We start from the raw sequence: 25490 nt of genomic DNA, 5'->3' as shown, positions 1-25490 counted from the left end.
GCATGCAAGCCGTACAGCGTGAGATTGCGCAGCAGCTCAAGGTGCAAGCGCCGTTCAAAGACCAGGCCGCCCTTGAGGCAGAAATCGCCAGGCGCGTGGCTTTTATCCAGGACTGCCTGCGCAATTCCGGGCTCAAGTCGCTGGTACTGGGCATCAGTGGGGGTGTCGATTCCCTGACCGCAGGCCTCCTGGCCCAACGTGCCGTGCAGGATCTGCGCGCCAGCAGCGGCGACGCGGCCTATCGTTTCATCGCCGTGCGCCTGCCCTACGAAACCCAATTCGACGAACTCGATGCCCAGGCTTCGGTGGACTTCATCGAGCCGGACGAGCGCCACACCGTCAACATCGGCCCGGCGGTCAAAGCCCTGGCCAAGGAAGTCGCGGCGTTCGATGACAAACCGGCGGCCTCCCGCGATTTCGTGCTGGGCAACACCAAGGCGCGCATGCGCATGGTCGCGCAGTACACCATCGCAGGCGCGGCCGGTGGGCTGGTGATCGGTACCGACCATGCGGCGGAAGCGGTGATGGGCTTTTTCACCAAGTTCGGGGATGGCGCCTGCGACCTCGCGCCGCTGAGCGGGCTGGTGAAGAACCAGGTGCGCGCGATTGCGCGGCACTTCGGCGCGCCGGAGTCGTTGGTGGAAAAAGTCCCGACCGCCGACCTGGAGGACCTGTCGCCGGGCAAGCCTGACGAAGCGTCACATGGCGTGACCTATGCCGAAATCGATGCATTCCTGCACGGTGAACCGGTGCGTGAAGAGGCGTTCAGGATTATTTGCGAGACGTACCGCAAGACGGAGCACAAGCGGGTGATGCCGTTTGCGCCTTGAGGTGAGGCAGGTAGTTTTGCATTGATTGCCAGAATGCCATCGGGGGCAAGCCCCCTCCCACATTGACTGTATTCACAAATCAAGTGTGGGAGGGGGCTTGCCCCCGATGAACGATAACGCAGTCTTACTTGACGGTCACAGTGCCTTTCATCATCGAGATATGGCCTGGGAACGAGCAGAAGAACATGTAATCGGTGCCCGCCGTCAGCTTGGACACGTCGAACGTCACCGAATCTTTTTCGCCGGCGCCAATGAGCTTGGTGTGGGCGATGATGCGGTCGTCGCCTTCCTTGAGGTAGTTTTTGTCAACACCGGCGGCCATGCCGTCGCTGGCAACCGGCTGCATGTTGGCGGCGCTGGTCAACACCCAGTTATGCCCCATGACGTTTTTTGGCAGGTTGCCCGAGTGCGTCAGCTCGACGGTGAACTGCTTGCAGCTCTTGTCGATGGTGATTTCTTTGGTGTTGAACGACATCTGGTCGGTGGAGTCGACAGTGACCTTGCACTCTGCAGCAAGCAACTGGCCGCTAGCCAGAGTCAGCAGGGAAACAGCAACGAGTTTGGCGAACATGTGAATCTCCAGGGCAGGGTTGGAAAACGCGTATTGCGACAAAGGGTGCCTCAAGCAGGCTTAAGTTCTTATGATCTGCATCAACAGATTGTATACAACTTTAGGCTATCAGGCTGATCAACACAATCTAACATCCGCCTCTACGGCAACCGGATATGATCGGCCCATCCCCCACTGGAGCCCGCGCCATGCCCCTCAATCAACTGTTCAACGGCCTGTTTGCCGCTTACGCCAGCGGTAAGTGAAGGCCAAGCGCGCTGCGAAGCTGCTACCATAGCGACCCAAGGCAGCCGCGCGCCGCCCACCCTCACCTTCGACCCTAGAGGATCGCCCATGGCCAAACCTAATTACTCCTTCGCCAAACGTCAGAGAGACTTGGCCAAGGAACAGAAGAAAGAGGAAAAGCTGCAACGCAAGAAAGCCGCTGCTGATGAAGAAGCGGGCGCACTGAACCCGGACGTCGATGCTGAAGCAACCGGCGACGACACTGAAACACCAAAAGATCCGACTGAATAATTGATCGTTCCCACGCCCTGCGTGGGAATGCAGCTTGGGACGCTCCGCGTCCCGGCGCACCTGAAGCACGATCATTCCAGCGGCATCACCGTCACCCGCACCTCCGGGTCATGGTTCCCTCCCCCCAATATCACCCCGCGCAACGGCGACACATCGGAAAAGTCCCGGCCCCAGGCCAGGGTGATGTGCTCCAGTGCCGGCCGCACGTTATTCGTCGGATCGAAATCCACCCAACCCGACACCGGACAATACACCGACACCCAGGCATGAGACGCATCGGCGCCGATCAGCCGTGGCTGGCCGGGCGGCGGCTGGGTGAGCAGGTAGCCGCTGATATAGCGCGCCGCCAGGCCCCGCGAGCGCAGGCAGGCGAGCATCAGGTGGGCGAAGTCCTGGCATACGCCGCGACGGCGCTCCAGCACTTCCACCAGCGGCGTGGCGACCTGAGTGGCTTCGGCATCGAAGGTGAATTCGCTGAAGATTTTCTGCATCAGCGCCTGCACGCCTATCAACAGGGGTGCGCCGGGCGGGAAGCAGCTTTCGGAGAACTCGACGAAGGTTCTTTTCAAATGCACGTAAGGCGATTCGAAACGATAACGGCAGGCTTCGATGATTTGCGGCGACAGCGGCTGGCTGCTGTAGGTAAAGCTGTCACGGGTGCGGTCCCAGGCCGGCGACTGGCGCAAATCCAACGGCGGCCGCGCCAGCACTTCCACGGTCAGGCCGGCATTGATCAGCAATTCGTCATGGGGCCGTTCGAACGCCAGGCGGGTGATCGGGTTGCCGAACACGTCCAGCTCATCGCGGCGTGAAGAGGGCTGCGGGCTGATATCCAGGGTCTGCCAGGTGCACCGTTGCCACGCACAGGGGCGCGGCCATAAATGCGCCAGCTGCTGGGCCAGGGACACCGGGCTGTCGTAGTGATAATGGGTGTCATGGAAAATCTGATAGCGCGCACTCATCACACCGACACCGTTTGCTGGCTGACATCATCCACATGGGCAAAGTGGCGCAGGGCCAGGCGGTCCGACACTTGCCCGCTTTCATCGGCGACCGCTTGCAGCAGGTCGGCCAGGCCGTCCAACGCGGCGCGCACGCCGGATTCGCCGAACAGCGGGTTCTCCAGGCATCCCAGATCGAAACGCGCCAACTGTTCCACCAACGCTCCCAGGCCGGTTTCCCGTGGCACGCCGAAATCATCGTTCAAGCGACGCAAGGTGCGGCTCACCAGCTTGAGCTGGAACAGCACCGCATGGGGGTTCTGCTCGTCAAGCAACAACAGGTCGAGCACCGGAATCAGTTGCGGCACCGCCAGGTAGCGCGAGCGGTAGGTGATGTTGCTGTTGCCCAGTTCCAGCAACCATTCCAGCCCGGCCTGCTCGAATACCGCCACCCCGCGCAGGAACGCGGCAAGGCTGCTGCTCAGGAACTGCAGGCGCTCGACACGCCGGCCCATCATCAAGAAGCGCCAGCCCTCGTCGCGGGTCATATCGTCCAGGGCAAACCCAGACAGTGCCGCCAAGGACATCACCAGACGGTTGAGGAAGTCCAGCAACTCGCCGAAGTCCGGGGTTTCACGCTCCAATTCCATGGCTTCGCGTTGCAGCTCCACCAGGGCCTGCCAGTTTTCCCGGGACAACTTGCCGCGTACCTGGGACGCCGCCCACTGCAAGCGCTGCAAATTGGCGCGCAGGCTCGAGGGCCAGTCATCGCCGAGCAAGGCGGCCAGCAAGCGTTCGGGCAACTCGCCCTCTTCCGGCAACAGCCGCAGGCTCTCGCCCAGCTCGACCGCCGCCTGCAAGGCCAGCGGGTCGTCGCCGTCGACATAGCGCGCCAGCACGATACGCAGCCAGCGCGCGCTATCATCGCAACGCTCGCAATAACGGCCAAACCAGAACAGGTTCTCCACCACCCGCGACGGCAGATACGGATCGCGGCGCACCAGGTCGTGCGCGCCAATCACGCGCTGGGCGCGCCATTGCTCGCCACCGGGCGCACGTTCGCCGAGTACCCAGGTGTCCTTGCTCGCTCCACCGCGTTGCATCGACACCACTTCGGCATCGGCTTCGGCGGCTACGCGGGTCAGGCCGCCGGGCAGCACACGGTAGCCGTCGTCACTGGCCACGGCGTACACGCGCATGCCGATGGCGCGGTGTTGCAAATGGTCTTCCACGGTGTGCCACACCGGCGCCTGAGACAGCTGCGCCAGCTCCTGGGCAACATAGGCGTAGGGCCTGGCGCGCATGCGGTCGGCCAGGGCCTGGCGTTGTTCGGCGTTCAGGTCGCGACCGAACACCGGGGCGAAACTCTGCGAAGGGAACGCCGGTTTGATCAACAACTGCGGCAGCTTCTCCAACGCCTCGGCCAGCACCGGCGCCTCGCCGCACCACCAGGTGGCGATGGACGGCAGGATCAGCGCTTCGCCAAATAAAAACTCATTGATCTTCGGCAGGAAGCCAAGCAGGCCCGGGGACTCCAGCACGCCGCTGCCCAAGGCATTGGCCACCAGCACATTGCCCTGGCGCACGGCATCGAGCAGGCCGGGGACGCCGAGGGCCGAATCGGTGCGCAGCTCCAGGGGGTCGCAGAAGTCGTCATCCAGGCGCCGCATGATTGCGTGAACGCGGCGCAGGCCACTGAGGGTCTTGAGAAACACGGTGCTGTCGCGCACGGTGAGGTCGCCGCCTTCCACCAGGGGGTAGCCGAGCTGACGCGCGAGGTAGAGGTGTTCGAAATAGCTTTCGTTGAAGCGCCCCGGCGTCAGCAGCACGATCAGCGGTGGCTGGTTATCGCCGGGCGCCTGGCGGGCCAGGGTTTCCTGGAGTGTGCGAAAGAATCCGGTGAGGTGTTGCACCTGCAAGTCACGGTAAAGATCCGGGAAGGCGCGGGACACGATGGTGCGGTTTTCCAGGGCATAGCCGGCGCCCGACGGGGCCTGGGTTCGATCGGCCGTCACCCACCAGCGTCCATCCGGCGTGCGGGCCAGGTCCACGGCGTACAGGTGCAGGAAAGCTCCGTCCGGTGGCTGGATACCCTGGCACGGCCACAGGAAGTTGTTGTGACCGAATACCAGCTCGGCGGGCAGCAGGCCTTCCTTGATCAGGCGCTGCGGGCCATAGAGGTCGGCGAGCACGGCATTGAGCAGGCGCGCCCGCTGGGCAATGCCGGCCGACAGGTGCTGCCACTCGTCAGCGGCCAGCACGTGGGGCAACAGGTCCAGTTCCCATGGGCGATCGGCGCCTTTGGGGTCGGCGTAGACGTTGTAGGTCACGCCGTTTTCCTGGATCTGCCGGGTCAGCAATGCCTGGCGCTGGGCCAGTTGGGCTGGCGTGCTGCGTTGCAGGTGGTCGAGCAGGCGCTGCCAATGGGCACGCACTGCGCCGCTGTCATCCAGCAGTTCGTGATAGGTGCCCGGAGTCAGCGGGTAACGGTCGAGCAAATCGGACATGGAACGCTCGGCAGAGGCAAGGGGGGCTCAGGTTAACTCAACAAACACTGCAAATCCCCTGTGGGAGGGGGCTTGCTCCCGATAGCGGTCTGTCAGTCAGAAATTCTGTTACTGATACACCGCCATCGGGGGCAAGCCCCCTCCCACATTTGGATTGTGATTCAGTCATTTTTATTGGGGAAACGCCGCAGGTCGAGGGTCATTGGTAACTCATCGTTAACGACGACAGGCGCCACGTCCAGCTTGCCCGGACTATGTCCCAAGCGGAAAAACCGCGCCATCCGCCGGCTCTCGGCTTCATTGGCATTCACCGGCAAGCTGTCGTAATTGCGCCCGCCCGGATGGGCGACATGGTACTGGCAACCGCCCAGCGAGCGCTGCATCCAGGTGTCCACCAGGTCAAATACCAGTGGCGCATGCACCGCGATGGTCGGCTGCAGGCAGTTGGCCGGTTGCCAGGCGCGGTAACGCACGCCGGCGACAAACTCGCCGACGCGGCCGGTCGGCTGCAGCGGCACCGGGATGCCATTGCAGGTCAGTACATAACGTTGCGGTGCCAAGCCGCTCAACTTCACTTGCAGACGTTCCAAGGATGAGTCCACATAGCGCACCGTACCGCCGACCGCGCCCTCCTCGCCCAGCACATGCCAGGGTTCCAGGGCCTGGCGCAGTTCCAGCTCGATACCGCTGACGGCATAGTCACCGACCTTGGGAAAACGAAACTCCAGGTGCGCAGCAAACCACTCGGCGCGCAGCGGATAACCGGCGGCATTGAGCTCGACGATCACATCGGCGAAGTCCTGCTCGATAAAGTGCGGCAACAGGAAGCGATCATGCAGTTCGGTGCCCCAGCGCGCCAACTTCGGTGGCGCGTAAGGTTCACGCCAGAACCGCGCGACCAGCGCCCGCAACAGCAACTGCTGGGTCAGACTCATGCGCGCATGGGGCGGCATTTCAAAGGCGCGCAGTTCCAGCAGGCCCAGGCGGCCGGTGGCGCCATCGGGGGAATAGAGTTTGTCGATGCAGAACTCGGCGCGATGGGTATTGCCCGTGACGTCGATCAGCAGGTTACGCAGCAAACGGTCGACCAACCAGGGCGGGCATTCTTCGCCCGGCTCGGGCATTTGCGCAAAGGCAATTTCCAGCTCATACAGCGCGTCGTTGCGCGCCTCATCCACTCTCGGCGCCTGGGACGTGGGGCCGATAAACAGGCCGGAAAACAGATAGGACAGCGAGGGGTGGTTGTGCCAATAACTGATCAAGCTGCGCAGCAGGTCGGGCCGGCGCAGAAACGGTGAATCCTTGGGCGTGGCGCCGCCCAGCACAAAATGGTTGCCGCCGCCGGTGCCGGTATGACGACCGTCGATCATGAACTTTTCCGTGGTCAGGCGGGTTTGCCGCGCCTCTTCGTAGAGGAATTCGGTGCGCTCCACCAACTCGTCCCAGGTGGCGGACGGCTGCACGTTGACTTCGATCACGCCGGGGTCCGGCGTCACTCGGAAATTGCTCAGGCGTGTATCCGAAGGCGGCTCGTAGCCTTCCAGCAGCACCGGGCAATGCAGTTCTTCGGCGGTCGCCTCGATGGCGGTCACCAGTTCCAGGTAATCCTCGACACGCTCCAGCGGCGGCATAAACAGGTACAGGCGCCCTTCCCGCGCTTCGGCGCACAGCGCAGTGCGGGTCAGCCAGTCGGCGGATTCATCGACCTGCGGCACGCGCTCATCACTCGGGGCCGGTTCGTCATGACTATGCAGTTGGGCGGTGGTCGGCAGCGGCGGTTGCTCCTGATTCGGGTCGGTCGGATGCACAAACGGATATTGCGCCGCTGTCACCCACGGCTGTGAGGCCAACGGCAGTCGATAACCCAACGGCGAGTCGCCCGGCACCAGGCGGCAATGGTTGTCGCGCAGGTACCAGCGCCCGCTCTGCCAGCGATCATTGGCGGCGGTGCGCGCCAGCGGCAGCACTTGGCCAATGACTTTATCCAGGCCCTGGTTGAAGACTTTGCGCAGGCGCTCGCGCTCCAGGTCATCGCTCAGGCGCGGGTCCTGGGCGGTGACGTTCTGCGGTAGCGCGCCCTCGCGCCACAGATAGTAAAAATTGTCTTCAAACGCCGGGAACACGAAACGGGCCGGCAGCTTGAGACGCTCGGCGACACTGGCCAGGAAGCGCCCGGCCAGTACGCCATCCGCACCGTAGTCGGCTTGCTCATCGGCGATCAACGCGCTGTTGTGCCAGATCGGCACGCCGTCGCGACGCCAGTAGCAATTGAGCGACCAGCGCGGCAACTGCTCGCCGGGGTACCACTTGCCCTGGCCGAAATGCACCAGGCCGTGCGGCGCGTAGTGCCTGCGCAGGCGCTGGAACAGCTCGGCGGACAGCCGGCGCTTGTCCGGGCCCAGGGCGGCGGTATTCCATTCGGCGCCGTCGGGGTCATCGATAGAGACGAACGTCGGTTCGCCACCCATGGTCAGGCGCACATCGTCCCTGTGCAGGTCAGCATCAATCTGCCGGCCCAGGGCCTGGATCGCCAGCCATTGCTCTTCGGTGTAGGGCTTGGTCACCCGTGGCGCTTCCCAGAGGCGCTCCACCGACATCTCGTGGCTGAACTCGCACTCGCACGGTTCAACCAAGCCACTGATCGGTGCCGCAGAAGACGGATCGGGGCTGCAGGCCAACGGGATATGGCCTTCACCGGCGAACAAGCCCGAGGTGGCGTCCAGGCCGATCCAGCCGGCGCCGGGCAGATACACCTCGCACCAGGCGTGCAGGTCGGTGAAATCCACGTCGGTGCCGGAGGGGCCATCCAGGGCTTTGACATCGGCGGTAAGCTGGATCAGATAGCCGGAGACAAACCGCGCCGCCAGCCCCAGGTTGCGCAGCAGCTGCACCAGCAGCCAGGCCGAATCGCGGCATGAGCCCGAGGCATTTTCCAGGGTGAACTCCGGGTTTTGCACCCCCGGCTCCATGCGGATCAGGTAGCCGATATCGGCGGCCAGGCGCTGGTTGAGTCCGACCAGAAAATCCACGGCCGGCAGCGGCGTGCGGTCGATACCGGCCAGGTAGGCGGCAAACTTCGGCGTCAGCGGCAACGTTTCCAGGTAGGGCGCCAGTTCGCGCTGCTCATCGGCGGCATAGCTGAAAGGGATGTTTTCGGCGTAGGGCTCGAGGAAAAAATCGAATGGATTGAATACCGCCATCTCGGCGACCAGATCGACCTCTACGCGCAGCTCGTCAGTCTTTTCCGGGAATACCAGGCGCGCCAGGTAATTACCCTGGGGGTCCTGCTGCCAGTTGATAAAGTGCTGCTCGGGCAGCACCTTCAGCGCATAGGACAGTATCCGCGTGCGGCTATGGGCGGCCGGGCGCAATCGCACAATTTGCGGGCCGAGTTCGACAGCACGGTCGTAGCGGTAATGCGTAACGTGGTGCAACGCGACATGAATCGACACGGCGGCCTCCTGCGAGCCAGGGCATGGGCACAACGCGCGCAAGACTTATGCCAGAGCGGCGGTCATTGCGCTTTATCGTAAGACCCGGTGCAGTACAGCACCAAAACGACGCCAACGGTGGGATCATGGTGCAGGCGCTGCACATATTTGTGGCGCGAGTGGGTGCAGCGGTAGCGATTGGGTGTGCGATGAGGTGGGGAATCACCTCGGTTTTTTTATTCTGATGATGGCGTGCTCGTGTTGGCGGCGCTTGTTGATGGCGGCTTGGACTTTTGCGCGCAGGTGGCGGAGTTCTACGGCTTTTGCACGAAATTCTTGGTGGCGTTTGCTGCAAAGCAGCAGTAGGCCGACCAGCGGCCAAACGATACTTTCTGCGAAAATGAATGGATGCGGTGAAAAACGCAAAGCCGGCAAAGCAACCAACAGACAGGCAATGAAAAAGCCATACATACCCCAAACCCACTTGGGACGCCCATAGCCGATCATGACATTGCAGAGGGTGGTAAAAAGGGCCAAGACTACACAGGCTTCCTCCGCAGAAGACGCCGATAAAGCCCACGGGGCTGTACGCGGATAATAATGTTCCAGCAGCGCCACAACGGCGGTCCCCCCCAAAATGCTCATAAAAATCGCACCGATGAAGACGGGAAAGTAACGCAAAAGAAATGGGCGTACCGGCATGAGATATGTCCGTCTGAAAAATCTCATTCTGAAATTTCCTCATACAACCCAACTGCGATGATCCGGATGTTCCCGGCCCGTACACTGCCGGCAACGGCCGATACGGCACCAAGAGCATCCAGCATCTGCAAGACGGTTCCATGCTTTACTTCTGCCGAGGTATAGCGCTTGGGTATCTCTCCAGCCATTTGTTTCAGCTTGATCATTTTCCGGGTCATGTCCGGATGGTTGATACTCAGTAGCTCCTTGGTGAGCTTGACCCGCTCCTGCCGATTTAACCCCTTGAGTACCTGATGCGTATTTTTCCCCGTTGCCTTTTTAAGCGTACTGACCATTCGAATCGTAGACATTGCTGTGTTGCCAGCACCTAATAACGAAGCGGCGTCTAGCCCAATCGTTATGGCTTGGTACCATTCATTGCGGTCCAGTTCGTCATTCAGCGCTGGGTCTACAAATTCATTTCGCGTTCGTCGAATACCCAGGGCGCATTGAAACGTGCTGGCTGACGCGCCTACAACGCTTATCGCAGCCGCGACCCCAGAGCCCCCAAAAGTAAAAGGACTCAATGCTAATCCTCCGGCGATCACCAACCAGCTGATCAGCGCAGGAGTACACGCCAACGCTGTATTCACCGCCTCAAACGCCACCTGCGACTCACGCGGCTCATTCGCCAAGCGCCGAGCAAACTCCACCCGCCCGACATAGCCCGGCGCCTCACGCAAAAGCACCTTCTTCGGCGCCACACTGCAAATCGGCTGAAACTCGCGCAGCACAATCGCCCGCATCTGCGCATCCAGATACACCACCCCCGCACCGACGATGGCGGGATCGGCATCAATCGCCGCAAACAATTTTCGTAGATCAATGCTGCTTTCAATCCACTCCCGCGTCGCGAGGTGCGCACTGGGAAACCCGTCTTTCAACACGCTGGAAGTCATCCCTTTACTCCGGTTTTTCACAAGAGCGCAGAGGTTAAAGAGTGGCTATCTACAAAAAATGTCAGAAGCTTCGCTTTATCAAGACAGGCACTTCCTGATCATGATGCAGCGTCTTGTAGGCCATATCCCGAATAGGAAAAAGTACGCCCCGCGCCACTACCGGCGAACACTCAAACAGGGAGCGACCATGGCAACTGATATGTTTTTAAAGCTCGCAGACATCAAGGGTGAGTCCAAAGACCAGGGGCATCGCGATGAAATCGAAATCAGCAAATGGGGTTGGGGCATGTCCCAGACAGGCTCCATGCACACCGGCAGCGGCGGCGGTGCCGGCAAGGTCAATATTGAAAATCTGTCTATCTCCAAGGTCATGGACAAGTCTTCACCCAACCTGATGATGGCCTGCTCCACCGGCAAGCATTACCCCGAGGCCAGGCTGGTGGTGCGCAAGGCCGGCGGCAGCAGCGCCGTGGAGTATCTGGTAATCACGATGAAGGAGGTCATGGTCACCTCCTACCAAACCGACGCAGTAACGACGAGCGACGTACTGACTGAAGTAATCGGCCTGAATTTCGCCACCATCGAAGTCAGCTATCAGCCGCAGAAGGCCGACGGAGGCAAAGACGGTGGCGCGGTCAAATACGGCTGGAACATTCGCCAAAACGTCAAAATCTGACACCGCAAGCCGGAACTGCCCTCCAGCCTCGGCCGGCTCACGTTTGTGCCAAGGAAGGTTGGAGCGCAAGCCAGGTGACGACTCTACTCAGTCAACGAGCTTTTCGCTGCGCGATAACGACTTGCCGCAGGTGGCGAATTTTCACCAATTTGGCTCGCATCTCTCGCTGCCCCTTGCTGTTGAGTATCAGCAGCCCGAACAGTGGAAAAACCAGCGCCAACCCATAAAGAACAGGATGAGGGGCGTATTGGAACATCGGCAACACAAACAGCAGGCAGGCCACGTAGATACCGACCATCAACCATGTCCAGGAGGGTTTGCCGCGCAAAATCATAAAGTTGCTGTGCACCGTCAGCAGCGTGAACACGGCCCCGGCCAGCATGATCTTGCGCCCGACTTGCGCAAGGGGCGCATCGTCAAAATAGGTGACGAACGCCAGCGCCATGGCCAACGCCAATGAAAAATACGCCGCAAATACGCCGCCCAGAAATGTCAGAAAGTAATGCCTGAAAAAGTCCCGGAGCGTCATCAGTTCGCCCATTCTTTTACTTCCTCGTACAACCCGATCGCGATGGTATTGACGTTTCCGGAGTAGGCACTGCCGCCGAACCCTACGACTGCGCTCAGGGCATCCTTGATCTGAGTCGTTGTGCCGTGCTTGAGCTGCGTAGGGGTGAAACGCTTGGTGAGTTCGCCCGACGCCTGCTTCAACTTGAGCATCTTCGCGGTCAGGCTGGGATGGTTGATGCTCAGCAGCTCTTTGGTCAGCCTGGCTCTTTCCTGGCGATTCAAACCGCGAAGCACATCACGCAGGCTCTTGCCCGTCGAGGCTTTGGCGGCCCTGACCAGCTTGACCGTCGTCAGGGCCGAAGCGCCCACGCCGACCAGCGACGTTGCGTCGAGCACAATGGATGCATTCTGGTACCAGCCTTCACTGTCGAGCCAATCGTTGACCTCGGGCTTGGCCACCTCAAGCGTCGTGCGGGCAAGGCCATTGATGCATTGCAGCGAACTCGCGCCCGCCGCCGCGTACCCGATCACCACCACGACGGAACTGGCGCCGGCGCTGAACGGCACCAGCAGGGTACCGCTGGCAATTGCAGCCCAACTGATGACAGCGCCCAGACAAGAGATTCCGGTGTTCACGGCCTCGCCGATCAGCCTGGACTCTCTAGGGTTGCTCGTCACATGTTGAGCAAATTGTGTCGGGGCAACGTACTTCTGCGCCTCCCGCAGGATGATGCGCTTGGGCTGGATGCTGCAAATGGGCTTGAATTCGCGCAGGGTAATGACGTTGAAGTCGGCATCGATGTAGACGACGCCTGCGCCAACGATGCCGGGGTCAGCATCGATAGCTGCGAACAGGCGCGGCAGGTTGATCTGACTTTCAATACGCTGGCGCGCCATGAACTGGGAGCGGTTGGAGTCCATGCCGATGCTGAGCAGGGGGTTGCTCATGGGGGTGCTCTTCCTTGAAGGGGGTGACGGAACTGACGCTATCGGGGGCAAGCCCCCTCCCACATTTTGAGTGTATTCACACATCAAAGTGTGGGAGGGGGCTTGCCCCCGATAGCAATCTGATAGGCGCTACCATACCAAACAGGCTCAGCACCTACCACAAAGCGAAACGCCAACCCGAGACTGGCGTTTTAAAGGCCTGCGCGGCCGCCTGGTTTAGCGCGAGATCGTAACGCGGGCCAGACTTCCTGGTGAAGGTGCGAACACAGGTGGTGAATCTACCCAATCAACGGGCTCTACGCTGGGCAACGACGGCCTGTCGCAAGCGCCGTATTTCATGTAGCCGCTGACGCATTTCGCGGTGGCGCTTGCTGTTGAGCAACAGTAAGCCCAGCAGTGGGAACAAAACCGCCGAGCCGTACACCAGCCGGTTGAGGTCGTATTGAATCATCGGCAAGACGAACAACAGGCATGCGCCGACGTATCCCGCCACCAGCCTGGCCGCCCAGGGATAGCCACGCGCGATCATCACGTTGCCAAACACCAGCACCACCACCAGCAGCAGAATCGCAGCCCCCGAATAGCTGGACTTGAGCGCTGGCTCTACCCCACGCAAATAGGTCACGCCCGCAGTGGAAACTGCGACTGAGCCGGAGAAGATCGCCATGAAGACGGTGCCCATGAACACCGGAAAATAACGGGCGAGAAAACTGCGCATATCGGGGAAACCGCTCATTCGGTCAAATCCTCGTACAAGCCGATCGCAATGGTGCTGGCCGTACCGACATGCCCGGTTCGATAGCTACCGGCGATGCCCAATAGGCCGCCCAGCGCATCTTTCAATTGGGTCAGAGTCCATGCCGATGCTGAGCAGGGGGTTGCTCATGGGGGTGCTCTTCCTTGAACGGGGTGACGGAACTGACGCTATCGGGGGCAAGCCCCCTCCCACATTTTGGGTGTATTCACACATCAACGTGTGGGAGGGGGCTTGCCCCCGATAGCAATCTGATAGGCGCCACCATACCAAACAGGCTCACCACCGACTAGAAAGCAAAACGCCAGCACGAGGCTGGCGTTTGGCATGTCAGGCTGCGATCAACGCGGCACCACCGGCTTGCGCACAGGCTTGCCGCCTTTGCCCTTGGCCGCATCGGTACGTTCCTTCGCCGCCTGTTTGTTGCGCGCCTGCGCCGCCGCCTTGGCTTGCTCGCGCTTGTCCCACGGGTTGCTGCCGTCGCTGCCACGCGGTGGCAGGCCGGTGTGCTGGGTGAGGATTTTGGTGGTGGTTTCCCTGGCGACCTTGTGGCTGCCGGCCGGCGTCGAGTTCTTGCGACGCGCGCTCTGGTAGCTGTCGGTGCTCGGCTGGTGCAGCGGAATCAGTTGGTCCTTGCCCGGCCCGATCAGGTCGGCGCGGCCCATGCGGGTCAGCGCTTCACGCAGCATCGGCCAGCCTTTCGGATCGTGGTAGCGCAGGAACGCCTTGTGCAGACGGCGCTGCTCTTCACTCTTGACGATGGTCACCGCATCGCTCTTGTAGGTGACCTTGCGCAGCGGGTTCTTGCCCGAGTGGTACATCGCAGTGGCGGTGGCCATTGGCGAGGGGTAGAACGCCTGCACCTGGTCGGCGCGGAAGCCGTTGCCCTTGAGCCACAGGGCCAGGTTCATCATGTCTTCATCGGTGGTGCCCGGGTGGGCGGCGATGAAGTACGGGATCAGGTACTGCTCCTTGCCCGCTTCCTTGGTGTACTTCTCGAACATGCGCTTGAACTTGTCATAGCTGCCGATGCCCGGTTTCATCATCTGGTTGAGCGGACCTTCCTCGGTATGCTCCGGGGCGATCTTGAGGTAACCACCGACGTGGTGGGTCACCAGCTCCTTGACGTATTCCGGCGACTCGACAGCGAGGTCGTAGCGCAGGCCGGAGGCGATCAGGATCTTCTTCACACCCGGCAACGCACGGGCGCTGCGGTACAGCTGGATCAGCGACGAGTGGTCGGTGTTCAGGTTCGGGCAGATGCCCGGGAACACGCACGACGGCTTGCGGCACGCAGATTCGATTTCCGGGCTCTTGCAGGCAATGCGGTACATGTTTGCGGTCGGCCCGCCGAGGTCGGAGATCACGCCGGTAAAGCCGGGCACCTTGTCGCGGATCTCTTCGATCTCGCGAATGATCGACTCTTCGGAACGGTTCTGGATGATGCGGCCTTCGTGCTCGGTGATCGAGCAGAAAGTGCAGCCGCCGAAGCAGCCACGCATGATGTTCACCGAGAAGCGAATCATGTCGTAGGCCGGGATCTTCTCCTTGCCGTACGCCGGGTGCGGGACACGGGCGTAAGGCATGCCGAACACGTAGTCCATTTCTTCGGTGGTCATCGGAATGGGCGGCGGGTTGAACCACACGTCCACTTCACCATGCTTCTGCACCAGGGCGCGGGCGTTGCCTGGGTTGGTTTCCAGGTGCAACACGCGGTTGGCGTGGGCGTAGAGCACCGCGTCGCCACGGACCTTTTCCACCGACGGCAGGCGGATCACGGTCTTGTCGCGGGTCATGCGCGGGCTGGCCAGGATCTGTACGACCTTGGCTTCTTCCGGATCATCAACCGGCCCTTTCTCCTGCTCGATGGCGCAGGCCTGGGTGTCCTGGGTGTTGACGTAGGGGTTGATGATCTTGTCGACCTTGCCCGGGCGGTCGATGCGCGTGGAGTCCACTTCGTACCAGCCCGCCGGGGTGTCACGGCGAATGAACGCGGTGCCGCGCACGTCGGTGATGTCTTCGATCTTGTGGCCCCACGACAGGCGCTGAGCAACTTCGACGATGGCCCGCTCGGCGTTGCCGTAGAGCAGGATATCGGCGGTGGCGTCGATCAGGATCGAGTTGCGCACGCGGTCCTGCCAGTAATCGTAGTGGGCGATGCGGCGCAGGGAGGCTTCGATACCGCCGAGTACGATCGGCACGTTCTTGTAGGCTTCCTTGCAGCGCTGGCTGTACACCAGGCTCGCACGGTCCGGGCGTTTGCCGGCCATGCCGCCTGGGGTGTAGGCGTCGTCGGAGCGGATTTTCTTGTCGGCGGTGTAACGGTTGATCATCGAGTCCATGTTGCCGGCCGCGACGCCGAAGAACAGGTTCGGCTCGCCGAGCTTCATGAAGTCGTCTTTGGACTGCCAGTTCGGCTGGGCGATGATCCCGACGCGAAAGCCCTGGGACTCCAGCAGCCGGCCGATGATCGCCATGCCGAACGACGGATGGTCAACGTAGGCATCACCAGTGACGATGATGATGTCGCAGGAATCCCAGCCAAGCTGATCCATCTCCTCCCTGCTCATCGGCAGGAATGGCGCAGGACCGAAACATTCGGCCCAGTACTTGGGATAGTCAAATAACGGCTTGGCTGTTTGCATGACGGTGACCGGTGTTGAGATGAAAAATCGCGGTCGCGGAATATAGCACAAATTTTGACCAATTCCGACGGCAATGGTCGGCTTTTAGCCACGCCGCGCCCGACGGCGCTTAATAGCCTGGTTTTGCTGGGGGCGAGGCCCACATAGGCGCGCTGATCACGCGTAGTCACTGGGGGTGCACTACGCAGGCGTTTTCAGCGCACAGCTTTATGCACCTCTTCTTCTGGTACTGCCCGCCCTAAGGTCGCTCAATCTTTTCAACAGAGCGCCTGCCACGCTGCTGTGCCAAGCGCTCTCTTCCCGAGCACACACCATGACCAACTCAGTCACCTTTGACGCAGAGCAACCTGCATTACTCACCAACGAAAGCTGGGCCGAACAACAGATCTTTCAACTGATACAGGAAAACGTAAATGCCTTCATGGGCAAAATGGGCGTGGACGAGCAAAAAGAATATCTGCGCCTGAGCAAGGATCTGGTGGAGCGCGAGCAAACCCTCGGCAACGCCCTCACAGATCTTTACAACGACTTGAGCCAGCAAGTGGTCGACGCTCTGGAGCGAGAGCTGAAGAGCAAAACCGGCACGGCCATCAATTCGCGTACCACCTACCTGAAGACGCGGATCCGGCAGTTGCCGGTCTCCCAGGATGACCTCCCCGCCAACGATCGCCTGGGCAACAACGTGCGTATCTACAAAGAGGATCTGGGCGTACGTGAGTACGAACGCTCGATCACCTTGCTGGAGGCCGCGTATCGCAACTTCGGGTTTACTGCGTATTTCTCCACCGAAGAACAACGCGCCAGCTCTATCAGCGGCAACGTCATCAGCGTCAAAGCGTTTGTGGGCGTGGCAAGGAGCGTGGACATCGGCACGCGCATCAGCGACTACATCGAAAAAGAGTTCAAGAAGCGTCTGTCCAATCCGCTATTCGGCCTGCAAAGCACCAAGCTGCTGGTCGCATTGAGGGACGCCTACCGTACCAATGAGTCCTGGAGTATCAGCGAATGGGAATTCAATGAACTTAAAGACTGGCTGTTCGACACCAGCGTGTATTGGGACCTCTACCAACTGGACGCCGGCGGCGACAAAATTGCCCTGCCGTTCTTCACTCGTCGCTTTGACACGCCCGACGGCTCTTGCGTCTACAGCTACTTCCCGGACCGCCCCAATGGCGCGTTACGCCGACATGCCTCCAGGCAAGAAGCCGTGGACTCGCTGCAGGACCAGATCCGAAACGACGTGGGGCTGACACACTTCAGTTGGTTCATGAAGGCCATCTCCCTGAACAATCAGGAAAAACTGCGAGCCTTTATCAAACCGCTGAAGGTCAACCGGGACGAGCTCGCCTGGCATGCCAGAATTCTGTATGACCTGTTCGCCAGCAAGACCCCAAACAGGCAAAAACTGGCGGTGGAAAAAATCGGCACGGACATCCGCTGCCTCGCCCACACCTTGCCGATCCACCAGGCGTGGCCGATACAATCGGACCTTATCCGACTGGCCCGCACCAATAAATTGGCGGACCAGGAGGCCGCCATTGCGTTGGCCACCTATCTGGTCAGCGAAACCTTGTCGATGCTGCTGATCCCCCTTCCCGGTGGCGTGACAGGTTTGGGCAAAATCATGTTGGTCGCAATGCTGGGCACCCTCGTCTATCAGACCTGGTCTGCCATTGCGGCGCTGCGCCGAGGTCAACAGGCCGAGCTGGTGCAAGCCGTCGGTGACATTCTTGACCTGCTGGTGGGGCTGCGCTTGCAGGGTGCAGCGGCAAAGTTATCTGCACGCCGCACCCGCCAGTTGATGAACGCACTGGGCAACCCCAACTACGCTACTGCCAAAGACGGCAAGCCAGGGTTGTGGTTCATCAATGACTACACAAAAATCGACCCGAACTACCTGACAGGACTTGAACAAAACCCTCAAGGACTGTTTGAAAAGGACAACCGAAGCTACATCAAACTGCAGGTCGACAACCAAACAAAATTCGCCAAGGTCACTCTCGAAAAAAGCTCCGGGCGCTATCAACTGGACATGCCGGGCTCTTCAAGCATTCACCCCTATGTCACTTACTCAGCCAAACATGACCGCTGGACACTCGACCCCATCGATACCCGTGCGCTGAACGAAGCCCAACTGCTGCAGCACATGATCTCGCCCAGCGAGTTGCCGCTGAGCCCGACAGCTTGCAAGCGCGCCCTGGATGTCGCGGCCGTCGATCGCCAGGAGCTGCTGGATATATGGTTTGATCGCCGGCCCACCCCTGTCGCATTGACGCAGGCTATCGAGAATCAGCAACTGCGCGATGGGCTCACCCAGTTACAAACGGCGCTCGGGCAGAACGATGGTCCGCTGCCGCCCATCGCCGATCAGGTCATGCCTGCACTACTGGCCGACCTGGGCACCTGCACGATCAAGCTGTACACCCCTGACGGCAAGACCTTGCTGTCCAGCCACGCACCCGTGCTCGGGGCCAACACACAGCCCTTGGCCACAATCGAGCTACGCAAGGACGGGCGCGATCACTACCTGGCCCTGGCATTTGGCTCGTCGATTGCCTCACTCATGCAACAGGTCCTGCAGGAACATGAACGGCTCGTCCCGGATAGCACATTGGGTAAGACAGGTCACGGCAGTGAAGAGCAACCCCTGGCGAGCCGACTGCTTGGGCTGAGGAAAAAACTCGCAGCACACCTTCAGACACATCAAGCAGCAGTGTATGAGGCGTTACGCGATGGCCGACTGCGCGACCACCTGAATGCAAAACATCGAGCCACTCGGTTTGCACCCACGGCGCAGTTCGAGCAGACGCCCGGTGGAGAACTCGCAATCGGCCTGTTGCGGCGTCGCTTTCCGGACCTTTCACGGGCAATGGCCGCGGACTTGCTACAGCATCATCCCTCGTTGCGTGACATCGGCCTGTATTCGCGCCTGGAGGCTCCGGTGCGCGAAGCCATTCACAAAAGTATTCAACAAAGCACCATCATTGAGGCGCTCAACGCACTGTCGGACCCGAGCGGCCTCGGTCTCAACGCGCAAAGCCAAGCCCTGTTCTGCAACCTGCTGACGCTCTTGCCGGGCTGGCCGAGCGACGTCGGAGTGCAGGTTTATCAAGGCTCCACCGATCAGACCGGGCGGATCACCCAGCGAGGTTCACTGCTGGACACCTATGGGAGCGAAGACGCAGACAGTTTCGTCATGTTGGTCAAGTCCGGCACTGAATATGCCGGTTACCTACAGGGCAGTGGCGACCTGAAAACGGCAGTCGCCGGGGAGAACAGCCTACTCGGCGCCACCTTGCGCGCCCTCACCGAAACCCAACGCAATGAGCTGGGCCTTGAACCCCACGACATCGCCGTGCTGGCTCAGGACGTGCTTGAACAGGCGCGCGTACAGCAGGCGCACCTGCCGGAATTTCTCACACCTTCGCGGGAGGCGCCGCTGTCGAACCCAAGCATCAGTGCTTTCCGGATACCCCACAAGCAGGTGCCAGACAATGCCGACGCAGACGGCGTTCATGCCCTGGGCGGGCGTCAATACGTGAACATCGACGACGGCCCCTATCAGGTCATGCTCGACCGCGACGCCTCCTCGGCGACAGGCAAAGTCTGGCGCATCGTAAAACCGGGCGATCCGGTGGCGATGGACGCAGATAACATCTACAACGGCAGCCGCTTCGGCGAAAGCCATGCCATCCGGCGCAATGCCGCCAATGTGTGGGTCAGCGCCATCGTCGGCGCACCGGGGGGTGTACGCGGCGAGGGACATGACTGGTCGTTCTTTCGGCAATTGGCCGACCGTGCCAGCGCACTCTTGAATCAACTGCGCAGCCCGCAGCGGAGGGTGCACACACTGTTCCCGTCTTTTGACCAGGGACAGATCAACGCCTTTATCCAGTCTCTGGGCAGCGACATTGCTGGCGGGCTGACGCGACGGGAAGCCGAGTACAAAACCCTCAGCACGGAGTTGAAGGCATGGCGGCGTGCGAACACATCCGAATCTGCAAGCTGGGCCAAGCTCGCTACCGATGAGGTCAAGCGCTGCTGGCGTCGTGAGACCGGGACATCATTCACAATGCCGCCGGGTACATCTGCGCTTCCAGGACTGAGAGCCGACTTCAGCCATGTGCGCCAGTTGGATCTTGTGTCGATTAACTGGTCGGACGCGGCCGATACGTTCATGGACAATTTCTCCAACCTGGAGCGACTGAGCATCACACACTCCAAACTCGACAAGCTCCCCACAGCAGTCGGCAATATGAGCCAATTGATCTCGTTGAACTTGAATTCGAACCAGATCAGGCTGGATGTACCCGGTGCTGAAAAATTGGCCGGTCTGAGCCAACTTGAACATATCGACCTGTCGGAAAACCCGCTGGGGATAACACCCGACTTCGGTGCAATGCCAAAACTGCAGACACTTGACCTCAGCAGTACAAAGATCGATCAGTGGCCAACAGGCCTGCTGAGCCAGACCAACCTGAAAAGCCTCAAATTGCTCAATAACAAACTGCGCTCAGTTCCCGAAATCTACCTGAAACCACCGGCCGATCAATTAGAAACCATCGTCCGGATCAATAACGTCACACAACTCCTAGGCAATGACTTCCCCTCTCAATACTGGAGAAAATTCGACAGTTACTGGCGCAACCTGCATGAAAACCATCCGGACCTGATCAAAGACGCAATTGACGGCGTGTTTGACTTGGATAACCCGAGGATTGAAAGGTATCAGCAGCTCTATCCGGGCAAGACCTTCAAGCAGGCTCGGGCGTTTCTTTGGAACTTACCCAAAGGAACAGTGGCGGCAGAGTTGGACAGGCTCGAACTTGAGCTTCATAAGCTCCAAGACCAGTTGAACGCCTGGGCGTTTTCAGGAGGTGTTCGACGCCAGGGTTACGTTCGCTCTGGCCAACTGGCAACCAATGCAGTGACTCGGGACCATCGTGACATTGCCCTTGAACGCATTTTGAGTTGCTGGAGACAGGAAACACCGCAGATGCTGGCCAATGACGGCACGCCGATTGGCCTGCAACTCGATCTCAGTGAGCTGATACTGCCGAGCCTGCCGGACCTAGACGTGGACTTCAGCCACGTAGGCTCACTCAAACTGAACAATATGCACCTAAGCGTTTCTCCAGAAAGCTTCCTGACTCGATTCCGACACGTACGCTGGCTCAACCTGGCAGACAATCAGCTCAGGGAGCTTCCTCCGGCCTTGGGCCAGATGCATGGACTCACCCGCTTGTATTTGCAGAAAAACCGGATTCGCCTGACACCGGACACCGCCCGCATCCTGGCGGAACGCGTCACGCTCAGAGGCCTCTTATTACAGGGAAACCAACAACTAGGCGTGACACCCGACTTCAGCCAGATGCCCGACATCCGCTCGATTGATCTGTCGGGTACAGGCATTGAGACATGGCCGACCGGCCTGGCAGAGCAACCGCTACTGGACACGATAGACCTGAGTGCCAATCAGATAACAGAGATTCCTGACTCCGTCATCGCGCCTACTGACGAGCTCCTGGCCCGTTCGGCACGGCTTAATAACCTGACCTCTGTTACCGGTAATCCATTGTCCGATCAAACGTTGACACGGATCAGGCGTTACGCAAACCGGTTGATCAGAGCCGGGCTCGCCGAAGTGGGGCAGCCAAACCGTTTAGTGGTCACATCCACGCTGAACAGACCGCCAGCACCCTTTAGAAATCGGGGCGACGAGTCGTTTCGACGCTTGACCAAGGGATTGGACTCAGCTCAGGTTTCGGCCAGGCGATCGCAATGGACTACGCTACGCGAACAGCAGGGGGCGGACCCCTTCTTCGACCTGCTCAAGCGTCTAGAGCAACTGGGTACGGGCCAGGAGGATCATCGGCGAAGAGTCTGGGAGTTGATCGACGCTATTACCGAAAACAGTTCGGAGTCCGAACAGTTGCGCAAAGAAATCTTCGATCGAGCCGGCGAACCTGCGTGCTGCGACCGAGCGGCCTTCTCGTTCGGCAACCTGGAAACCGCAGTCTTGGTATACAGGGCCCAAAGTCAGGCGATGGATCAGTCACAAGGCAAGCCGTTATCGGCATTGTCCAGAAGCCTGTTCCGATTGCATGAAGTGGACAAAATCGCCTCAGCCGACATCCTGCGCAGCGAAACAATTGTCAACGATCCGACGGTATCGGAAGAAGCGAAGCGCCCGCATCGCCTGCGCCTGGGCGAGGAGGTCGAGATCAGACTGGCTTATCGCTACGGCCTTAAAGACCGCCTCCAACTGCCCGGGCAGCCTCAGCAGACGGCATACACCCATATGGGTGGAGTCACACAGGGCATGCTAGACAGCGCCTATGAAAAAATAGTGGCACTGGATAATTCACCCGAGGAATTCCAGGCGCTGCTTTCCAGAGAGTTCTGGCAGGTCTATATAACCAACAAATACCAGGCGCAATTCGAAGCGCAGCGTCAGCCCTTTCAGGAACGACTTGAGGCACTACGCGATAGTCTTACCGCCGGTTTACTGTCGAAAGCGGCCTACAAGGAGCAAACCGATAGCCAGCAGGCCCTGCTTGCGATTGAAGAAGCCGAGCTGATCCAGACACTGACTCGACAAATCCTGGCCGAGTGACCTCGCCCAATGGTTACTCGTCGTCGTCGAAGTTGTAACTGCCCGGCGCCAGGTTCTCGAAGCGCGTGTACTTACCGATGAACGCCAGGCGGATAAAGCCGATCGGGCCGTTCCGCTGCTTGCCGATGATGATCTCGGCAATGCCCTTGTGTTCCGTTTCGGGGTGGTACACCTCATCGCGGTACACGAACATGATCACGTCGGCGTCCTGCTCGATCGCTCCAGATTCGCGCAAGTCGGAGTTCACCGGACGCTTGTTGGGGCGTTGTTCCAGGGAACGGTTGAGCTGGGACAGCGCCACCACCGGGCAGTTGAATTCCTTGGCCAGGGCCTTGAGGGAGCGGGAGATTTCGGAAATCTCGTTGGTGCGGTTGTCACCGCTGGAGCCCGGGATCTGCATCAACTGCAGGTAGTCGATCATGATCAGGGCGATGTCACCGTGTTCACGCACCAGGCGGCGAGTACGCGCCCGCATCTCTGAAGGGCTGATACCGGCGGTGTCATCGATGAACAGCTTGCGGTCGTTGAGCAGGTTGACCGCCGAGGTCAGGCGTGGCCAGTCGTCGTCTTCCAATTGGCCGGAACGCACCTTGGTCTGGTCGATACGGCCGAGCGACGACAGCATACGCATGATCAGCGATTCGCCTGGCATCTCGAGGGAATACACCAGCACCGCCTTGTCGCTGCGCAGTACGGCGTTTTCCACCAGGTTCATTGCGAAGGTGGTCTTACCCATCGAAGGACGGCCGGCGACGATGATCAAGTCGGACGGCTGCAGGCCGCTGGTCTTTTCGTCGAGGTCGGTGTAGCCGGTGGAAATGCCGGTAATCGCCGCATCCGTGTTGAACAGGGTATCGATGCGGTCGATGGCTTTGGTCAGCAGGTCGTTGACGCTGACCGGCCCGCCGGTTTTCGGACGGGCTTCGGCGATCTGGAAGATCTGGCGCTCGGCTTCGTCGAGGATCTCGGCGGCGGTGCGGCCTTCGGGGTTGAAGGCGCTGTCGGCGATTTCGGTGCTGATGCCGATCAACTGGCGCAGGGTGGCGCGCTCGCGGACGATCTGCGCATACGCCTTGATGTTGGCGACGGACGGCGTGTTCTTCGCCAGCTCACCGAGGTAGCCCAGGCCGCCGACCTGGGAGGTCTGGCCTTCCTTGTCCAGTTGCTCGGCCAGGGTCACCACGTCGATCGGTGAGTTCTGGTCGGCCAGCTTGGCGATGGCGCGGAAAATCAGGCGGTGGTCATGGCGATAGAAGTCACCGTCCGAGACTTGATCCAGCACGCGTTCCCAGGCGTTGTTGTCCAGCATCAAGCCACCGAGCACGGCCTGTTCGGCCTCGATGGAATGCGGCGGCACCTTCAGGGCAGCGGTTTGCAGATCGTATTGCTCAGGAGCGGAGATTTCGTTCATGGCCACTTGAAATTCGGGGTGTGTAAAAAAACAAAAGGCACGACCTGTAAACAGGATCGTGCCCGATGTTAACCGGCTGGCACACGAGGTGCCAGTCAGTTAGGTGCGACTTAAGCTGCTACCACGACAACGCGTACGGTGGCTTCAACTTCGGCGTGCAGGTGCACGGCTACGTCGAATTCGCCTACGTTGCGGATGGTGCCGTTCGGCAGACGAACTTCGCTCTTCTGCACTTCAACGCCGGAGGCGGTCAGTGCATCAGCGATGTCGTGAGTGCCGATCGAACCGAACAGCTTGCCTTCGTCACCGGCAGTGGCAGTGATAGTCACTTCCAGCTCAGCCAGTTGGGCAGCGCGAGTTTCGGCCGACGCTTTTTTGTCTGCTGCGGCTTTTTCCAGCTCAGCGCGACGCTCTTCAAACGCAGCCAGGTTGGCAGCGGTTGCAGCGGTGGCTTTGCCGTATGGCAGCAGGTAGTTACGACCGTAGCCGGCCTTAACGTTCACTTTGTCGCCCAGGTTGCCCAGGTTGGCGACTTTTTCCAGAAGGATCAGTTGCATGTGAAAATCCTCTAACTTTTAACCTTCACCGTTCGCGCTATCGGCATCTTTCGACGCCAGACGTCCGCGAAAATCAATCAGGCCGTCGACAATGGCCAGGACCACGAGTAACGGATAGATCAGCTGCATGAACAGCAACAGCGTGACGTACAACCCCACCAGCCAGAACCTGGCCAGGCGCTTTCGCGCCACCAGCCCATGAATCAGGGCCAGCCCGGCAAACACCAGCGGTACGCTGCAAATCGGCGCCAGCAAGGCCATCTGTGGACCGAAGTTCGGTCCGACAACCATGCACGCCAGCAGCAACATCGCCGGTCCCGCGGGAATCCTGATACTGCGAAACTCGCGACCAAAACCACCCGGGTTATACAACAACGCCTGCCAATAACGCCCAAGAATCAGGCTCAGCACGCTGACAACCTGCAGCAAAGCCGCAATCAGGCCGGTCAGGACCGGCGCAATCAGTGACGCAAACCGCGCTCGCTCATCTACCGACAACTGCTGGTAGAGATCCCCGAGGGCCAGCGGCAGGATCTTGACGATCTCCTGCGCCAGCGCCTCGATTTGCGGGCGGAAAGCCGCGCCAAGCATCACTGAGTACACCAACCCCAATGCCACGCTGACCAGCAGCGTACGGACCCAGGACTCACTTGCGCGCAGAACCAACGCAAGGCTCGATGACCCCAGCAGTACCAGAAGTACCCGTGGATCACCCATTTGCAGCCACCAGATCAAGGCCGGCAACAAACCCAGGGCAAGAACGCCCCGGGCGTCCTTCAAACCGCGCCGCAGGAGCACAAGGCATCCAGCGGCAGCACCCAACCAATAAAGCAACGGCAATGCCGCACAGCCAGCCACTACCAGAGTGGCCTGCACACGACCGCGCATGATGAACTCAGCTAAGGCGCGCATGCATTCAATCCCTTACTACTTGTCG

At 60.1% G+C, this 25490-nt stretch carries 17 protein-coding genes; 4 read left to right on the top strand and 13 right to left on the bottom strand.

Annotated features, from left to right (window positions below; all coding sequences use genetic code 11):
* The first annotated feature begins 2 nt into the window (after positions 1–2).
* The gene (nadE, locus tag BOP93_RS02670; RefSeq protein WP_104501457.1) at positions 3–830 is read left to right on the top strand and encodes an ammonia-dependent NAD(+) synthetase; all 828 of its coding nucleotides are present in this window, start codon (positions 3–5) and stop codon (positions 828–830) included.
* A gap of 124 nt (positions 831–954) precedes the next feature.
* Here the strand turns inward: nadE and azu are convergent, their stop codons facing one another.
* A complete protein-coding gene (gene azu, locus BOP93_RS02665; protein ID WP_065883471.1) occupies positions 955–1401 on the bottom strand; it encodes an azurin in 447 nt (148 codons plus the stop codon).
* Positions 1402–1734: 333 nt separating this feature from the next.
* Between azu and BOP93_RS02655 the strand changes: the two genes are divergently transcribed.
* Positions 1735–1917 carry a hypothetical protein gene (locus BOP93_RS02655; RefSeq protein WP_104501455.1) on the top strand — a complete coding sequence of 61 codons (183 nt, stop codon included), beginning with the start codon at positions 1735–1737 and terminating at the stop codon, positions 1915–1917.
* A 71-nt stretch (positions 1918–1988) separates the two neighbouring features.
* On the opposite strand, the gene BOP93_RS02650 is transcribed toward BOP93_RS02655, so the two are convergent.
* From BOP93_RS02650 to BOP93_RS02630, 5 genes are all read right to left on the bottom strand, one after another.
* On the bottom strand, positions 1989–2879 hold the full coding sequence (locus tag BOP93_RS02650; RefSeq protein WP_104501454.1) for a transglutaminase family protein: 891 nt from the start codon (positions 2877–2879) through the stop codon (positions 1989–1991).
* Positions 2879–5365, bottom strand: coding sequence for a circularly permuted type 2 ATP-grasp protein (locus tag BOP93_RS02645; RefSeq protein WP_104501453.1), 2487 nt, complete (start codon positions 5363–5365; stop codon positions 2879–2881). The genes BOP93_RS02650 and BOP93_RS02645 overlap by 1 nt, the downstream gene beginning before the upstream one ends.
* A gap of 161 nt (positions 5366–5526) precedes the next feature.
* Complete coding sequence (locus tag BOP93_RS02640; protein WP_104501452.1) at positions 5527–8817, bottom strand: DUF2126 domain-containing protein; 3291 nt, start codon at positions 8815–8817, stop codon at positions 5527–5529.
* Between the two features lie 201 nt (positions 8818–9018).
* On the bottom strand, positions 9019–9498 hold the full coding sequence (locus BOP93_RS02635; protein ID WP_237140391.1) for a hypothetical protein: 480 nt from the start codon (positions 9496–9498) through the stop codon (positions 9019–9021).
* A gap of 23 nt (positions 9499–9521) precedes the next feature.
* Positions 9522–10436: an NAD synthetase gene (locus BOP93_RS02630; protein WP_104501450.1), complete on the bottom strand. Its 915-nt coding sequence runs from the start codon at positions 10434–10436 to the stop codon at positions 9522–9524.
* A gap of 187 nt (positions 10437–10623) precedes the next feature.
* Between BOP93_RS02630 and BOP93_RS02625 the strand changes: the two genes are divergently transcribed.
* Positions 10624–11112, top strand: a complete 489-nt coding sequence (locus BOP93_RS02625; RefSeq protein WP_104501449.1) for an Hcp family type VI secretion system effector — start codon at positions 10624–10626, stop codon at positions 11110–11112.
* Positions 11113–11203: 91 nt separating this feature from the next.
* Here the strand turns inward: BOP93_RS02625 and BOP93_RS02620 are convergent, their stop codons facing one another.
* The 4 genes from BOP93_RS02620 to BOP93_RS02600 all read right to left on the bottom strand — a co-directional run bounded on the left by BOP93_RS02620 (position 11204) and on the right by BOP93_RS02600 (position 15969).
* Complete coding sequence (locus tag BOP93_RS02620; protein WP_104501448.1) at positions 11204–11653, bottom strand: hypothetical protein; 450 nt, start codon at positions 11651–11653, stop codon at positions 11204–11206.
* Positions 11641–12570 (bottom strand): NAD synthetase, encoded by a 930-nt coding sequence (locus tag BOP93_RS02615; protein ID WP_104501447.1) that lies wholly within the window; start codon positions 12568–12570, stop codon positions 11641–11643. Before BOP93_RS02615 ends, BOP93_RS02620 begins: the two co-directional genes overlap by 13 nt.
* Positions 12571–12856: 286 nt before the next feature.
* The gene (locus BOP93_RS02610) at positions 12857–13306 is read right to left on the bottom strand and encodes a hypothetical protein (RefSeq protein ID WP_104501446.1); all 450 of its coding nucleotides are present in this window, start codon (positions 13304–13306) and stop codon (positions 12857–12859) included.
* Positions 13307–13665: 359 nt separating this feature from the next.
* On the bottom strand, positions 13666–15969 hold the full coding sequence (locus tag BOP93_RS02600; RefSeq protein ID WP_104501445.1) for a YgiQ family radical SAM protein: 2304 nt from the start codon (positions 15967–15969) through the stop codon (positions 13666–13668).
* 313 nt (positions 15970–16282) lie between these two features.
* On the opposite strand from BOP93_RS02600, the gene BOP93_RS02595 reads away from it, so the two are divergent.
* Complete coding sequence (locus BOP93_RS02595) at positions 16283–22585, top strand: NEL-type E3 ubiquitin ligase domain-containing protein (protein WP_104501444.1); 6303 nt, start codon at positions 16283–16285, stop codon at positions 22583–22585.
* Between the two features lie 13 nt (positions 22586–22598).
* Here the strand turns inward: BOP93_RS02595 and dnaB are convergent, their stop codons facing one another.
* From dnaB to BOP93_RS02580, 3 genes are all read right to left on the bottom strand, one after another.
* Positions 22599–23996 (bottom strand): replicative DNA helicase, encoded by a 1398-nt coding sequence (gene dnaB / locus BOP93_RS02590; RefSeq protein ID WP_003188079.1) that lies wholly within the window; start codon positions 23994–23996, stop codon positions 22599–22601.
* Positions 23997–24106: 110 nt separating this feature from the next.
* Entirely contained in the window at positions 24107–24553 is a 447-nt protein-coding gene (rplI, locus tag BOP93_RS02585; RefSeq protein ID WP_003171376.1) for a 50S ribosomal protein L9, read from the bottom strand.
* An 18-nt stretch (positions 24554–24571) separates the two neighbouring features.
* Positions 24572–25465, bottom strand: a complete 894-nt coding sequence (locus BOP93_RS02580; protein WP_104501443.1) for a hypothetical protein — start codon at positions 25463–25465, stop codon at positions 24572–24574.
* Between the last annotated feature and the right edge of the window lie 25 nt (positions 25466–25490).

The sequence above is a fragment of the Pseudomonas orientalis genome (assembly GCF_002934065.1).
GTDB lineage: Bacteria > Pseudomonadota > Gammaproteobacteria > Pseudomonadales > Pseudomonadaceae > Aquipseudomonas > Aquipseudomonas orientalis_A.
The sequence above is the reverse complement of the archived record's forward strand: the minus strand, read 5'-3'. Positions and strand labels throughout refer to the sequence as shown.